A 15,363-nucleotide genomic window follows, 5' to 3' on the forward strand; every position below is an offset into this window, starting at 1 on the left:
ATGGCAGTCCTTACAGCAAAGAACCTAGCGAAGACCTACGGAAAACGTAAAGTTGTAACAGACGTAAGCTTGCAAGTCGAGTCAGGTCAGATCGTCGGGCTACTTGGCCCAAACGGTGCAGGTAAAACCACCTCTTTCTATATGATAGTGGGTCTGGTTGCGCGTGATGAAGGTACTATCAGCATTGACGACCGAGACATCAGTATCTTACCAATGCACAGTCGTTCTCGTCTTGGTATCGGTTACCTTCCTCAAGAAGCATCCATTTTTCGTAAATTGTCAGTTGAAGACAACATCATGGCTGTTTTGCAAACGCGCGATGAGATGACTAACGCACAACGTCAAGATAAGCTGGAAGATCTTCTCGAAGAATTCCACATCCAACATATTCGAGCGAGTAATGGTATGGCTTTGTCAGGTGGTGAGCGTCGCCGTGTTGAGATTGCTCGTGCGCTAGCAGCAAACCCTCAGTTCATTCTTCTGGACGAACCTTTTGCCGGTGTTGACCCTATATCGGTTATCGATATCAAAAAAATCATTGTTCACTTACGCGATCGCGGCTTAGGCGTTTTGATTACCGACCACAACGTTCGTGAAACATTAGACGTGTGTGAAAAAGCTTACATCGTAAGTCAAGGGCATCTAATAGCTGAGGGAACTCCTGAAGATGTTCTCAATAACGAACAAGTTAAACAAGTTTATCTAGGCGAACAATTCCGTCTATGATTAGATAGAGAGTATCGAGAGTTCTTAGAATAATAACTAGGTAAGTAACACTGAATGAAACCCTCATTACAACTTAAGCTAGGCCAACAGTTAGCAATGACTCCTCAATTGCAACAAGCGATTCGTTTGTTGCAATTGTCTACTTTGGATTTGCAACAAGAGATTCAAGAAGCACTTGAATCGAACCCACTACTCGATGTCGAAGACGGCAATGAAGATACGCCAACATCGGAAGAAAAACCTAGCAGTGACGAGAAAGAAACAGTTGAAACAGTAGAACAAGACTTACCTGATAGCTCCGATTTGATCGAAAAATCAGAGATCGGCGACGAACTAGAAATCGATACAACTTGGGAAGACGTTTACAGCGCAAACACAGGTAACACTGGCATTGCGATTGATGACGACATGCCCGTTTATCAAGGCGAAACCACACAAAGTCTATACGATTACCTGCTCTGGCAACTCGATTTAACACCATTCACTGAAACTGACCGCAGCATAGCTTTTGCGCTAATTGATGCTATCGATGACCGCGGTTACCTGACCGTATCTTGTGAAGACATCCTTGAGAACTTCGACAACGAAGAGATCGAGCTTGATGAAATTGAAGCCGTTCGTAAACGAATTCAGCAGTTTGATCCGTTAGGTGTCGGTTCTGTGAATCTGCAAGATTGCTTGTTACTGCAATTGGCGACCTTCCCACAAGATACCCCTTGGCTTAACGAAGCTAAGTTAGTACTTACTAGCCATATCGACCAACTCGGCAATCGCGATTATAAACTGGTTATCAAAGAGACTAAGTTGAAAGAAGCGGAACTACGCGAAGTTTTGCAATTAATCCAACAGCTGGACCCTCGCCCTGGCAGTAAGATCACGCCAGACGAAACCGAGTATGTGGTTCCTGACGTATCCGTCTTCAAAGAGCTTGGGAAATGGTTGGTCACCATCAATCCAGATAGCGTGCCAAAACTAAAAGTGAATCAACAATATGCGGCCCTTAGTAGCAAAGGCAGTAGCGCTGACAACCAATTTATCCGCTCAAATTTGCAAGAAGCAAAATGGCTAATTAAAAGCCTAGAGAGCCGAAATGAAACGCTACTAAAAGTCGCTCGGTGTATTGTTGAACATCAACGCGGTTTCTTCGAACATGGCGCAGAAGCCATGAAGCCGATGGTATTGAATGATGTGGCTTTAGCTGTTGATATGCACGAATCCACGATCTCTCGTGTGACGACTCAAAAATTCATGCACACACCGCGTGGCATCTTCGAACTCAAGTACTTTTTCTCAAGCCATGTCAGCACTGACAATGGCGGTGAATGTTCATCTACAGCAATTCGCGCACTCATTAAGAAGCTTGTCGCAGCGGAAAATACCGCAAAGCCTCTAAGTGATAGTAAGATTGCTGCTTTACTGGCTGACCAAGGAATTCAGGTAGCTAGACGTACCATAGCGAAATACCGTGAATCTCTGGGCATTGCCCCATCGAGTCAGCGTAAACGCCTGCTATAAACTAAAGTAGTTAGCTCTTTATTCATTAACGATTGATTAGTTAACTATTAATTTAGTTGTAACCTGGCAACCAATTGAAAAGGAAAGTCTATGCAAATCAATATTCAAGGCCATCACGTTGATCTTACCGATTCAATGCAAGACTATGTTCACACCAAATTCGACAAACTTGAGCGCTTCTTTGATCATATCAATAGTGTTCAAGTTGTTTTAAAAGTTGAGAAAATCAATCAAATCGCAGAAGCTACCCTGCATATAAATCAAGGGGAAATTCATGCGACAGCAACAGATGAAAGCATGTATGCCGCGATTGATTCATTGGTTGATAAACTTGTTCGCCAACTCAACAAGCACAAAGAAAAACTAAGTAGTCACTAACATGCAATTAAGCGAAGTACTTTCATTGGACTGCACTAAAAGTGCAGTCCAATGCACAAGCAAAAAAAGAGCCCTTGAGCTGATCAGTCAAATCGCAGCAGAAAGCTGCGGTCAAGATTCAACAGAACTGTTTGAGTGCATGCTGAGCCGTGAAAAAATGGGCAGTACAGGTATCGGTAACGGTATTGCGATTCCCCATGCACGCATGAATGTCAGTGATAAAGCGATTGCTGTATTAATACAATGCCAAGACCCAATCGAATTTGATGCTATCGATAACCGCCCAGTTGATCTACTGTTTGCTCTACTTGTTCCTAGTGAACAATGTAAAGAGCATCTGAAAACCCTTTCTTGTATGGCAGAGCGACTTAACGACAAGCAGACTCTTAAACAGTTGCGTAATGCTCAAAGCGATCAAGAGCTTTACGACATCATGATTCAAGTGCCAACTTGCGAGTAATAACATGCGATTAATCGTTGTTAGTGGCCAGTCAGGAGCCGGGAAAAGTGTTGCGCTACGAGTTCTTGAAGACTTGGGGTATTACTGTGTTGATAACCTACCAGTAAACCTGCTCAACGACTTCGTCGAATCGGTACGCGAGATCAATCAAAACGTCGCTGTTAGCATTGATATTCGTAACCTACCAAAAGAGCCTCAGTTAGTTACAGAAACGCTAGACCAGTTAGAAGCCGCCACAGATATAGACCTAAACGTCTTATTTCTAGACGCGAGTAAACAGACGCTACTCAAGCGCTACAGCGAAACACGCAGAATTCATCCTTTATCGATCGGCCAAGAAAAACTCTCTCTTGAACAAGCGATTGATTTAGAAAAAACACTTCTGACTCCTCTTGTAGAGCAAGCCAGCATTGTGATTGATAGCAGTGACTGTAACCTCTACGAATTGAGTGAACAGGTTCGTTTCAAAGTTGAGGGCAAAGAAAAACAAGAACTCATTATCGTTTTTCAGTCTTTCGGCTTTAAGTTCGGCCTACCAAGTGATGCCGATTATGTGTTTGATGTTCGATTTCTGCCAAACCCTCACTGGGAACCGGCACTACGACCATTGACGGGACTTGATGCTCCAATTCACTCTTTCCTAGAGAAACACGCTGAAGTTCTTGAACTCAAGCAACAAATTCAAGGCTTTGTTGAGCAGTGGTTACCCATGTTAGAGAAGAATAATCGCAGTTACCTAACGGTCGCGATTGGTTGCACTGGCGGCAAACACCGCTCAGTTTATCTAACTCAGAAAATTGGTGAATACTTCGAACAACTCGGTCATCAAGTTCAAATCAGACATGCCTCCCTAGAGAAGCACCAACAAGGCTAACCATGGAATTAACTCGAACTGTACTGATCCAAAATCGCTTGGGTCTTCACGCTAGAGCAGCTGTAAAATTGGTTGAGCTTGCCCAAAGTTTTGATGCAACTATCACGATCCATAGCGAAGAAGATAAAATCGCAACTGCAGACAGTGTGATGGGGTTGCTTATGCTGGAATCAGCGCAAGGGCAACACATCACGATCCAAGCTACAGGCACCGATTCACAACAAGCACTTGATGCTGTTTGCCACCTCATTGAAGACAAGTTTGATGAAGGTGAGTAGCGAAAACAAGTCACTCACAACACTGAAGACTCAAACTTCGAACCAACCAGTATTAAATCTTAGTTCTAGCTAAGTTTATGATTTAAATAAGCCCCAGAATTAAGTTACTATCCCAAGCATTGTTAGAATAAAAAAATAGGAGGAAAATATGGCAGAGCAATTAGAATTCGACCAAGCTCACCAAACCCTCCAAGAAGTCAGCGAAGCCCTAGAAAACGGCCGATTTGTTCACGTACGTCGACAACTTCAGGACATGGAACCTGAAGATATTGCACACCTTTTAGAAGCCTCCCCTCGCAAAAGTCGTGACGTACTCTGGCAACTCACCGATCCAGAAGACTACGGTGAAATTCTTGATGAACTAAACGAAGACGTCAAAGATGCGCTTGTGTCGAAAATGGCACCAGAAACCTTGGCAGAAGCAACAGAAGGTATGGAAACCGATGACGTCGCGTACGTACTTCGAAGCCTACCCGACGATGTTTCTCGCGAAGTCCTTTCTCAAATGGACTCCGTCGATCGTGCATTAGTAGAAACCGCCCTTTCGTATCCAGAAGATTCAGCGGGTGCGATCATGAATACCGACGTAATCACGATTCGTGGCGACGTCGATGTCGACGTTGTATTGCGCTATATGCGTATGCGTGGCGAATTGCCCGATGCAACCGATGCTCTGTATGTTATTGATGAAGAAGAACGTCTGATCGGTAACCTATCGCTTACCACACTAGTAACGACTCAGCCCGATGTTCCGGTTTCCGAAGTGATGGAAGATGCTGACGAAGCGATCGCGGTTGAAACCAGTGCTTCCGATATTGCCAGTCTGTTCGAACGTCGTAATTGGGTTTCTGCACCCGTTGTTGATAGTAACCAGCATCTTGTTGGTCGTATCACTATCGATGACGTGGTTGATGTTATCCGTGAAGACGCCGAGCACTCAATGATGAGCATGGCGGGTATGGACGATGACGAAGATACCTTCGCTCCAGTCGTAAAATCTGCTCGTCGTCGTAGTGTCTGGTTGGGTGCCAACGTACTCGCTGCACTTGCTGCTGCATCTGTATCCAATATGTTTGAAGCAACACTCGACCAAATGGCAGCGATTGCGGTTCTAATGACTATCGTACCTTCAATGGGCGGGGTTGCTGGTAACCAAACCGTTGCGCTTGTGATTCGTGGTTTAGCACTCGGTCATATCGGTGACAGTAACAAACGCGAACTACTACTCAAAGAGGCGGCCATCGGCTTCCTAAACGGCGTGTTATGGGCTGTTATCATTGGTGGTATTGTGGTTGCTTGGAAAGGTAACTGGATACTGGGAGGCATCATCTCAGCAGCGATGATGACCAACTTGATTGTCGCTGGTATCGCCGGTGTAACCATCCCGGTAATGCTGAAAAAGATGAATATCGACCCGGCATTGGCAGGCGGTATGGCACTGACCACAGTAACCGATGTTATTGGCCTATCGGTGTTCTTAGGCTTAGCAACCATACTAATCTAGTTATCATAAGCAGCTAGCCTATTTTTGGCGAAATACAGAAAACAAAAAGGGAGCCATCGGCTCCCTTTTTTAATTCATCATATTGGCGCTAACTTCATTACTCACCCGCGACTTTCATCGACTCAAGCAAGATAGAGCCCGTTTGAATTTGTGAACGCGTTTCAACATCGTTACCAACCGCAACAATCTGAGTGAACATGTCTTTTAGGTTACCCGCGATCGTCACTTCAGATACTGGGTATTGGATTTCTCCATTCTCAACCCAGAAACCTGCTGCGCCACGTGAATAATCACCGGTCACGGTATTCACGCCTTGACCCATTACTTCAGTCACAAGGAAGCCGGTGCCTAGTTCTTTTAGCATCTGCTCAAAGTTTTGACCCGTTGATTTAACGAACCAGTTATGAATACCACCAGCATGACCTGTTGGTGTCATATCCATTTTACGTGCGGCATAACTGGTTAGCAGGTAAGTTGCTAACACACCATCAGTGATGATTTCACGATCTTGAGTGAACACACCTTCGCTATCGAATGGGCTTGAAGCCAAACCACGTAAGATATGAGGACGCTCAGAAATGTTAAACCAATCAGGTAGAATTTTCTGACCTAGGTGATCCAATAAGAACGATGACTTACGGTATAAGTTACCACCACTGATCGCCATCACAAGGTGGCCAATCAAGCCAGTCGCGACATCGTTAGCAAACATGATTGGGTATTGGCCTGTTGGTAGCTTTTTCGCATCCAAACGGCTAATTGTCTTTTCTGCTGCTTCTTGACCTACGCGCTCAGGCGTCCATAGCTCATCACGGTGACGTGCAACGGTATAGCTGTAGTCTCGCTCCATCTCACCGTTAGCGCCTTGTCCAATCACACAGCAGCTCGTGCTATGGCGGCTTGATGCGTAGCTAGCTAGTAAGCCATGGCTGTTACCATAAACTTTAACGCCATAATGGCTGTCGTAGCTTGCACCATCACTTTGCTTGATCTTATCGCTATAAGCTAGAGCTTGCTTCTCAGCTGCAATCGCAATCTCAGCGGCATAGTCAGAGTTTGGTTCATCTGGGTGGAAAAGATCCAAGTCTGGAATTTCTTTTACCATGTATTCTTTTGCTGCAGGACCAGCAAACGGGTCTTCAGAAGTGTACTGAGCGATATCAAGCGCAGCCGCGACTGTTTGAGCAATTGCCTTCTCACTCAGATCAGATGTAGATGCGCTGCCTTTTTTCTGACCGCGGTAAACAGTAATACCTAGAGCACCATCACTATTAAATTCAACGTTTTCCACTTCACACATACGTGTTGAAACACTTAAACCCGTTGACTTAGTAATAGCAACCTCAGCGGCGTCTGCACTCACTGATGCCATATCCAACGCTTTAGCTACTGCGGCTTCTAGCTCAACTCGTTGTTGGGCGACTTGCTGTTTTACATCCATATCTATTCTAATTTTTTAGGTCAATATTACGTAGGATAACAAGAATTTCGCTTTCTCCCCAAGATTCTTGCTAAAATAGGCAATATATTCGTTTGAGATAGTGACATAGGCAGAAAAGATGGCTCGCAAAAACCAAAAAGCCCCATGGGAACCAGAAGAAGAAATCATCTGGGTAAGTAAGACAGAAATGAAAACGGACATGGACGCCCTGCAAAAGCTGGGAGAAGAGCTTGTTGACCTAAAGCCTTCTGTATTAGACAAATTTCCGCTGTCTGAAGATTTGGCACAAGCGATTAAAGATGCACAACGCTTTAAAAATGAAGCGAAGCGCCGTCAACTTCAATACATTGGTAAAGTAATGCGCAGTGTCGATCCAGAGCCAATTCAAGCGGCTTTAGATAAGATTCGCAACAAACACTCTCAAGCAACAGTTGAACTGCACAAACTAGAACAACTGCGTGATCGTGTTGTTGCAGAAGGCGATGCGGCCATTTCAGACGTTATGGAAATGTACCCGGAAGCTGACCGTCAACGTCTTCGTCAGCTCGCTCGTCAAGCTAACAAAGAGAAAGCGGCAAATAAACCGGCTAAGTCTTCTCGTGAAATATTCCAAATCTTAAAAGAGCTAAAGCTAGGCGACTAATCTTCGCCGCCCTTTAATCAGAAAGATAATAAAAGACCTAGCGCATGCTAGGTCTTTTTGTTTTTGACGCACTCGATATCAAGAAGCTCTCAATATCAATAAGTACTCACAGGAGTGAAAAAATCATCATTCACCCGCTTTAACAAACGAGCTTAGCTCTTGCTGTGGATGTTCAGCCGTCAGTGTCTCTATCGAGTCTGCAACCAACACCTTACCTAGCGCTACAAAAACGAACTTATTTGCGATACTGCGTGCATCACCTAAGTGGTGAGTAACCATCAATACCGTAATGTTTCGCTCGGCGGCTAATCGCCTAACAAGGTTAAGCATTTCCTCACGAAGCAAAGGGTCAAGCGCAGAGAAAGGTTCATCAAGCAGCCAAATATCATGAGGCTGAACAAAGCATCGAGCTAACGCGACACGCTGACGTTGACCGCCCGATAAGTGCTCAGGCAATCTATCTAAATACTCCGCGACACCCACTTGTGTAGCGGCCTGTTCGACTTCGTGCTTTTGGGTTGCCGTAAGCTTTAACCCTGGATGCAAGCCTAAGCCAATATTTTCACGTACGGTGAGATGGGCAAACAAATTGTGCTCTTGAAACAACATCGCTAATGGACGCTGATGTGCTTCTTTGCCAATCAGTGATTGTCCCGCTACAGAGATCTCACCCGAAGTGGGCTCAATAAACCCAGCAACCAGTGCCAACAGCGTTGATTTACCTGCGCCACTTGGCCCCATAAGCGCAACAATATCGCCCTGCTCAGCTTGAAAATCAAAGCAAAACAACTCTCTGTGATAGTGGTAGTCCACATCTTTCATCACTAACATCATCGGTTCCTCAACTCTTTAGCATCGAGCTTAGATCTTCGAGTAAATAAAAATTCAATCAGGCTAAAGCTGCCAACACTCAGTAACAATAAGCTCACGGAAACCACAGCTGCAGCTTCCATTTGATAGCTGCCTAATAATTGGAATAGGTACAAAGGCAGAGTTCTAAAATCTTGGCTACCAAACAAAGCAATCGCGCTTAAGTCACCCATTGCCAACATAAAGCTGATCGAGAAGGCTTGTGCCATCGGTTTACGCAATGCGCGCCACTCCACTAGCCTAAAACGCGTAAAACCAATCATTCCCAAACTTGCGCACACATACTGATATTGCTGAGACAAATGCAGCATAGGTTGAGCCAAGGTTTTAATTACGTAAGGAAGCGCCATTAAACTGTTTACTGCAATCACGATAAAGAAAGCTAAGCTGAAAACATCGGTGAATGAACGCAGTAATAAGAAGAGCCCCGTACTGATCACAAGCCCTGGAGTCACTAAGATAATAGTGCCAATCAACTCGATTTTATCGGCTCGAAAATTCTTGTTCTGTAAACGCCATGCTCGACTAGTCAGCAGTATGGCGATACCAATACCAACAGCGATAACACTTGCTAATGACGCGACTTTAACCGAGGTAATTAACGCAGCCCAAAACGGCTCGCTGCTCAGTACGATTAATGCCTGCGAGTTAATGCCACTGACGATAACCATAGCTAATGGCGGCAATACCAGCATTGAGACGGTGATGATCCAAAAGCTATCCCAAGCTTTTGACCACCAGCAGTCCTTAACCAAATATTTCTCTTCCGACAATTGACTGGCTGTCACTGAAATAGGTTTCGATAGGCGCTGAATGCTCACAGCTAACACACCACACAGCAGCATTTGCCATATAGCGAGCAAGGCACCAGCCTGCAGGTCAAAGTCGAATTTAATCGCCTGATAAATAGCGAGTTCGATAGTGGTTGATTTAGGTCCACCGCCTAGTGCCATCACGGTAGCAAAGCTGGTAAAACACAGCATAAAGACCAAACCACACACATGTGGCAGTTGCTGTCTTAAACGAGGCCATTCAACCCATCTGAATTTGTTCCAATGACTCATACCCAAATGAGCACAAAGCTTATGCTGCTCGGCAGGTACGGTATCTAAAGCTTGTAAAAGTAAACGGCTAGCATAAGGCAGGTTAAAGAAAACGTGCGCCAGCAAAATGCCATTCAAACCATAAATCGAGAATGGTAATTCAATGTCGAAGTTAGCCAAAAATTTAGCTAACCAACCACTATTCCCATAAATCGCGAGCAAGCCAAAGACACCGACTAACACAGGCAGAACCAAAGTCGACGCGAACAGTCTTAACAACAAAGCTCGTCCAAAAAATTGCCTGCGACACAGAGCGTGAGCAACGGGTATAGCAAAGCCAACACTCAGCACAGTTGAGAGTATCGCTTGATAAAAACTGAATTTCGTTACATGCCAATAGTAAGGATCTGACCATACTTGGCTGATATCAAGAGAAGGGGCATTGCTAAGCAATGCCCCAACTGCTGAAACCACGAAGGCGGTAATGAGTATCGCAACCCAGATCCCGACCTTAGGTGTTTTCTTTATCATAAATTAATTATTTACCGTAAATGGCTCATTCCAAACATCACGAATGAGCCTTTAAGTACAGGACGCTCATCTTTTTAATAGTAAGTTAAAAAGTAAGTGCACTCTGCCATTCGCGAATCCAAGGCTTGCGCTTAGCGGCAATTTCTTCAGGCGTAAAGCTCAGAGCTTTCTGCGGTACCGTTAACTGCTCGAACCCTTTTGGTAGTTCGATGTCCGTCACTGGGTACATCCAGTTGCCCGTTGGCATCGCTGATTGGAATTCGTCACTTAGAATAAACGCCATAAACTCATCAGCAAGTTTCTCGTTCTTGCTACCTTTTACCTTGGCTGCCACTTCAACTTGAGTGTAATGACCTTCTTCAAAGCTTGCAGCTGCGTACTTAGAATCACTTTCTGCAATAATGTGATAAGCCGGAGAAGTTGTGTAAGACAACACTAAATCAGACTCTCCTTCTAGGAACATAGAGTAAGCTTCAGACCAGCCTTTAGTCACAGTAACCGTTTTCTGAGCAAGCTTCTTCCATGCTGCAGTTGCTTCATCACCGTAAACCGACTTCATCCAAAGCATCATGCCTTGGCCTGGTGTTGATGTACGTGGATCTTGATAGATAACCTTGAGGTCATCACGCTGCTCAACCAGTTCTTTCAGGCTCTTTGGCGGGTTTGCTAGCTTCTCTTTGTTATAGATAAACGCAAAGTAACCAAAATCATAAGGAACAAAGGTACTGTCGTTCCAACCGTTAGGAAGCGTCACAGATGATGTATCAACACTGTGCTCAGCCAATAAGCCTGTAGATTTCGCTTCAGCCATGAGATTATTATCTAGGCCTAAGATGATGTCAGCTTTGCTGTTACCACCTTCAAGACGTAAGCGGTTTAGAATAGACACACCATCTTCTAACGCGACAAAATTCACATCACAACCACACTTTTCTTCGAATGCTTTTTCAACGGCAGGACGAGGGCCCCAATCCGCAGCAAAAGAGTCGTAAGTGTAAACCGTTAAGGTGTTGTCTGCTGCGAAGGCAGAAAAAGAGATGGCTGTAGTAACAGCAAGAGTTGTTAATGTTAATTTCACTGGACGCTCTCCATGGTCTGAGCGGCACAGGTTTGAGGGAGGAGAACGGTAGAGGTTGTTCCTAACTCAATTCCTACGCCAGCATTATCTGGTTCAGGTTTACGGGTCCCAAGTGTCTGCTTGATCTCAGCTCGCATTCATTATTTGAATGGTTCGCTCCCCGATGAGTATTCAGGATTGTAATTTGATTTTTAACAATAAGCCATCAAGTTTGGATCAATTACGTTGATCGTAACCCCAACGTGGCACTAAACCTTGCTCGATACCAAGATGGTCTAGAATGCGTGCCACCATAAAGTCGACCAGGTCTTCAATCGACTTAGGTTGATGATAAAAACCCGGAGCTGCAGGCATGATCGTCACGCCCATGGTCGAGAGTTTGTGCATATTCTCTAAATGCAACGTAGAAAATGGCGTCTCACGAACCACCAACAACAACTGTCCTCGCTCTTTCATAACCACGTCGGCTGCACGCTCGATTAAGTTATCTGATATGCCATGAGCAATCGATGCCAAGCTTCCTGCAGAGCATGGACACACCACCATCTGCTTCGGTGCTGCTGAACCAGATGCAACCGGTGAGAACCAATCATCTTTGCCACACACCACCAGCTTTTCTGGGTCGCAATCTAAATGCTTAACCAAAGCTTGTTTCGCAGCATCTGGCCCAGCAGGTAACTTAAGTTCATGCTCGGTCGCCAACACCACTCGCGCTGCCGATGATATCAGCAAGTAGACCTGATAATCGGCGGCCAAAAGGCATTCAAGTAAACGCAGGCCATAAGGCGCACCGGATGCGCCAGTGAAAGCCAGAGTTATCGCTTTATCGTGTTTTGTCATGTTCTCAATTACTTCAAATTATAAGGTCGAGGATGCGTTAGCCTTTGAGTGCCAATCCATCCAACAGTTTCTGGTGAATACCACCAAAGCCACCATTACTCATTACCAAGATTTGGTCACCCGCTTGTGCCTCAGAGACAATTTTAGCAACGAATGCATCCATGTTATCACTCACGTGCGCGGGTTGGTGACACGCATCGGCGACGTCTTGTACTGACCAATCAATGTTATCGGGTTGGAATAAGTAAGTAGAATCCGCTTGCTTCAACGAATCAGCCAGCGTTTCTTTGTGCACTCCACGTTTCATTGTGGCAGAACGAGGCTCTAAAACGGCAATTATTTTTTTCGTGTCGACCTTATTACGTAAACCGCTCAGCGTAAGTTCAATTGCCGTTGGGTGATGAGCAAAATCGTCATAGACAGAAACGCCTGCCACTTCGCCTTTAAACTCTAGACGACGTTTGGTGTTGATGAACTTCGCCAACGATTCACACGCTAAATCAGGTGTCACCCCTACATGTCGCGCAGCTGCAATCGCCATCAAAGCATTATTGACGTTATGGTCGCCAACCAAATTCCAGTCGACAGTTCCTACGCATTCGCCTTGGAAGTACACTCCAAATTGAGACCCGTCTTTAACCAGCTTCTTGGCATCCCAATCACCTTGTTCACCACTCGATTCTGTCTCACTCCAGCATCCGCGAGATAAAACATCTTGAATCGCCGTATCTTCTTTAGGAGAGAAAATTCGGCCATTACCTGGCACAGTGCGCACTAAGTGGTGGAACTGACGCTTAATCGCCTCAAGATCATCGAAGATGTCAGCATGATCGAACTCGAGGTTATTCATTACCAAGGTTCTTGGGTGGTAGTGAACGAACTTAGATCGTTTATCAAAAAAAGCACTGTCGTATTCGTCGGCTTCGACCACGAAGAACATGCTTTCACCAAGGCGAGCAGAGATACCAAAGTTACCCAACACGCCGCCCACTAAGAAGCCAGGCGCATAGCCACAGTCTTCTAAAATCCAAGCCAGCATGCTCGATGTCGTTGTCTTGCCATGCGTTCCCGATACCGCTAATACCCAACGATCATGCAACAAGAACTCTTGCAACCATTGCGGCCCTGAAGTGTATCTAAGGTTGTTATCCAATACATACTCAACACACGGGTTGCCACGACTCATCGCATTACCAATCACCACGAGATCTGGCCTTGGTTCTAACTGGCTTGGGTCAAACCCTTCAATAATTTCAATCCCTTGAGACTCCAGCAAAGTGCTCATTGGTGGATAAACATTCGCGTCACTACCGGTAACCTTGTGACCTAATTGACGAGCCAATACCGCAGCACCTCCCATGAAGGTGCCACAAATTCCTAAGATATGAATATGCATAAATTGCTTCCAAACGCTTGGCTAAATGAACCATGTCTAAATCAAACTACTGCACTCATTATCATTAAATGGCGATTAAAAGCGAGTAGCAATGCAAAACAAATTTAGTCGACATAGTAAGTGAGATCTGCGTCGCTTAGTTCATTACCATTAAAAAGATCTAACCTTTAGAATTTAAGTAGGCGTCTAGATGAATAAAGCCCGAGTAAGAGGCAAATTCTATAGTGCTCAAATCCCCCTAATATTGAGAGAAGTTTAAGGAAATAACATGTCTGAGATGCGCACCCTTGGTGAGTTCATTGTTGAGAAACAGAGTGACTTCCCCCATGCAAGCGGTGATCTATCATCCCTTTTGTCGTCTATTCGACTTGCTGCAAAAATTGTTAACCGTGAGATCAACAAGGCTGGTCTAGTCGACATCACTGGCGCTGTTGGTACAGACAACGTTCAAGGTGAAGAACAGCAAAAGCTAGACCTTTACGCGAACGACAAGTTTAAAGCGGCTCTAGAAGCTCGTGATCAAGTTTGTGGTGTTGCAAGTGAAGAAGAAGACGAAGCTGTCGCCTTCAATAAAGAGCTCAACAAAAACGCAAAATACGTCGTTCTGATGGACCCACTTGATGGTTCTTCAAACATCGATGTCAATGTATCTGTTGGTACAATCTTCTCTATCTATCGTCGAGTATCGCCTGTTGGTACCCCACCAACACAAGAAGACTTCCTACAGCCAGGACACAAGCAAGTAGCCGCGGGGTACGTAATTTACGGCTCTTCAACTATGCTTGTTTACACAACTGGTGCAGGTGTAAATGGCTTCACCTACGACCCATCTCTGGGCACCTTCTGTCTGTCTCATGAAAACATGATGATCCCTGATGAAGGTAAGATTTATTCCATCAACGAAGGTAACTATATTCGCTTCCCTACGGGTGTTAAAAAGTACATCAAGTACTGCCAAGAAAATGAGCCAAGCGACAACCGCCCTTACACATCACGTTACATCGGTTCTCTAGTATCAGATTTCCACCGTAATCTTCTGAAAGGCGGTATCTACTTATACCCGAGTACGCAAAGCCACCCTCAAGGTAAACTGCGTCTGCTGTACGAGTGCAACCCAATAGCCTTCATCATGGAGCAAGCTGGCGGTATTGCCTCCGATGGCGCCCAACGCATCATGGATATAAAACCAACAGAACTGCACCAACGTGTGCCTTTCTTTGTCGGTTCTAAGAACATGGTGAAAAAAGTAGAAGAGTTCCTTGAACTTAACCGAGACTAACCGTCTCGCTTATTTTTCAAGTTAACGCCATTAAAAAAGCCAGCATTTACATGCTGGCTTTTTGTTCGACAACTCAGAATACATAGATGTTACGGATAGATAACTATTACGGGTTGTCCCGCTTACACCAATCACCCGAAAATATTTCTTTATTAGCCGTTAGATCAAGCTGATACAAATATACCCATGCTAATCCAAATATAGTCTCTATTTTCTCGCGACGATACTCAACAGGAACATCTTCTAGCCGATCGAGCGACGCCAAGACTTCGTCGTTAATGATATAGACCTCGCCAACGACATTTTTCTTTCCAGAAATCATCGCTGGATAGGCACCTAAATCAAAAAGAGCGTATTCCTCAGGGGTGTCAAATCTTCCTAAGCACTCACACTGCTGCAAATAGTGGTGGTTGGACTGACCTTGCCTCAAGGTTCCATAAACAAAAACAAGTTGCTGCATAACCCCTCCTCAGCATTCGTCATCCGCTAATCAATCACGACTCAAGT

The 15,363-nt window shown here is 44.9% G+C and carries 16 protein-coding genes and 1 riboswitch; of the genes, 9 read left to right on the forward strand and 7 right to left on the reverse strand.

What is annotated here, in order from left to right; translation table 11 throughout:
* From lptB to mgtE, 7 genes are all read left to right on the forward strand, one after another.
* Complete coding sequence (gene lptB / locus AB6E08_RS08160; protein ID WP_009847740.1) at positions 1-726, forward strand: LPS export ABC transporter ATP-binding protein; 726 nt, start codon at positions 1-3, stop codon at positions 724-726.
* A gap of 54 nt (positions 727-780) precedes the next feature.
* Positions 781-2,241, forward strand: coding sequence for an RNA polymerase factor sigma-54 (locus tag AB6E08_RS08165; protein ID WP_372067229.1), 1,461 nt, complete (start codon positions 781-783; stop codon positions 2,239-2,241).
* A gap of 90 nt (positions 2,242-2,331) precedes the next feature.
* Positions 2,332-2,619, forward strand: coding sequence for a ribosome hibernation promoting factor (gene hpf / locus AB6E08_RS08170; RefSeq protein WP_009847742.1), 288 nt, complete (start codon positions 2,332-2,334; stop codon positions 2,617-2,619).
* Between the two features lies 1 nt (position 2,620).
* The gene (gene ptsN, locus AB6E08_RS08175; protein WP_009847743.1) at positions 2,621-3,079 is read left to right on the forward strand and encodes a PTS IIA-like nitrogen regulatory protein PtsN; all 459 of its coding nucleotides are present in this window, start codon (positions 2,621-2,623) and stop codon (positions 3,077-3,079) included.
* Between the two features lie 4 nt (positions 3,080-3,083).
* Entirely contained in the window at positions 3,084-3,953 is an 870-nt protein-coding gene (gene rapZ / locus AB6E08_RS08180) for an RNase adapter RapZ (RefSeq protein ID WP_017097544.1), read from the forward strand.
* A 2-nt stretch (positions 3,954-3,955) separates the two neighbouring features.
* Positions 3,956-4,231 carry an HPr family phosphocarrier protein gene (locus AB6E08_RS08185; RefSeq protein ID WP_009847745.1) on the forward strand — a complete coding sequence of 92 codons (276 nt, stop codon included), beginning with the start codon at positions 3,956-3,958 and terminating at the stop codon, positions 4,229-4,231.
* Positions 4,232-4,379: 148 nt separating this feature from the next.
* Positions 4,380-5,735 (forward strand): magnesium transporter, encoded by a 1,356-nt coding sequence (mgtE, locus tag AB6E08_RS08190; protein ID WP_012604872.1) that lies wholly within the window; start codon positions 4,380-4,382, stop codon positions 5,733-5,735.
* Positions 5,736-5,832: 97 nt separating this feature from the next.
* On the opposite strand, the gene pmbA is transcribed toward mgtE, so the two are convergent.
* Positions 5,833-7,176 (reverse strand): metalloprotease PmbA, encoded by a 1,344-nt coding sequence (pmbA, locus tag AB6E08_RS08195; protein WP_372067234.1) that lies wholly within the window; start codon positions 7,174-7,176, stop codon positions 5,833-5,835.
* Between the two features lie 118 nt (positions 7,177-7,294).
* Here pmbA and yjgA point away from each other — a divergent pair, with 118 nt between their 5' ends.
* Positions 7,295-7,819 (forward strand): ribosome biogenesis factor YjgA, encoded by a 525-nt coding sequence (gene yjgA / locus AB6E08_RS08200; protein ID WP_009847748.1) that lies wholly within the window; start codon positions 7,295-7,297, stop codon positions 7,817-7,819.
* Positions 7,820-7,945: 126 nt separating this feature from the next.
* Here the strand turns inward: yjgA and thiQ are convergent, their stop codons facing one another.
* The 5 genes from thiQ to mpl form a co-directional block, all read right to left on the reverse strand.
* Positions 7,946-8,650 carry a thiamine ABC transporter ATP-binding protein gene (gene thiQ / locus AB6E08_RS08205; RefSeq protein ID WP_029225386.1) on the reverse strand — a complete coding sequence of 235 codons (705 nt, stop codon included), beginning with the start codon at positions 8,648-8,650 and terminating at the stop codon, positions 7,946-7,948.
* Positions 8,650-10,263 carry a thiamine/thiamine pyrophosphate ABC transporter permease ThiP gene (gene thiP / locus AB6E08_RS08210; RefSeq protein ID WP_017100030.1) on the reverse strand — a complete coding sequence of 538 codons (1,614 nt, stop codon included), beginning with the start codon at positions 10,261-10,263 and terminating at the stop codon, positions 8,650-8,652. Before thiP ends, thiQ begins: the two co-directional genes overlap by 1 nt.
* Positions 10,264-10,348: 85 nt before the next feature.
* Complete coding sequence (gene thiB / locus AB6E08_RS08215; protein ID WP_372067240.1) at positions 10,349-11,341, reverse strand: thiamine ABC transporter substrate binding subunit; 993 nt, start codon at positions 11,339-11,341, stop codon at positions 10,349-10,351.
* Between the two features lie 53 nt (positions 11,342-11,394).
* Positions 11,395-11,514: riboswitch (TPP riboswitch) on the reverse strand.
* A 43-nt stretch (positions 11,515-11,557) separates the two neighbouring features.
* Positions 11,558-12,181, reverse strand: a complete 624-nt coding sequence (locus tag AB6E08_RS08220) for a flavin prenyltransferase UbiX (RefSeq protein WP_372067242.1) — start codon at positions 12,179-12,181, stop codon at positions 11,558-11,560.
* Between the two features lie 37 nt (positions 12,182-12,218).
* Positions 12,219-13,577, reverse strand: coding sequence for a UDP-N-acetylmuramate:L-alanyl-gamma-D-glutamyl-meso-diaminopimelate ligase (gene mpl / locus AB6E08_RS08225; protein WP_372067245.1), 1,359 nt, complete (start codon positions 13,575-13,577; stop codon positions 12,219-12,221).
* Between the two features lie 268 nt (positions 13,578-13,845).
* Here mpl and fbp point away from each other — a divergent pair, with 268 nt between their 5' ends.
* A complete protein-coding gene (gene fbp / locus AB6E08_RS08230; protein WP_009847754.1) occupies positions 13,846-14,856 on the forward strand; it encodes a class 1 fructose-bisphosphatase in 1,011 nt (336 codons plus the stop codon).
* 106 nt (positions 14,857-14,962) lie between these two features.
* Here fbp and AB6E08_RS08235 read toward each other — a convergent pair whose 3' ends face one another.
* Complete coding sequence (locus tag AB6E08_RS08235) at positions 14,963-15,316, reverse strand: gamma-glutamylcyclotransferase (protein WP_017100026.1); 354 nt, start codon at positions 15,314-15,316, stop codon at positions 14,963-14,965.
* Positions 15,317-15,363: the final 47 nt, after the last annotated feature.

Source organism: Vibrio sp. 10N.247.310.24, assembly GCF_041467175.1.
GTDB classification, from domain to species: domain Bacteria; phylum Pseudomonadota; class Gammaproteobacteria; order Enterobacterales; family Vibrionaceae; genus Vibrio; species Vibrio tasmaniensis_A.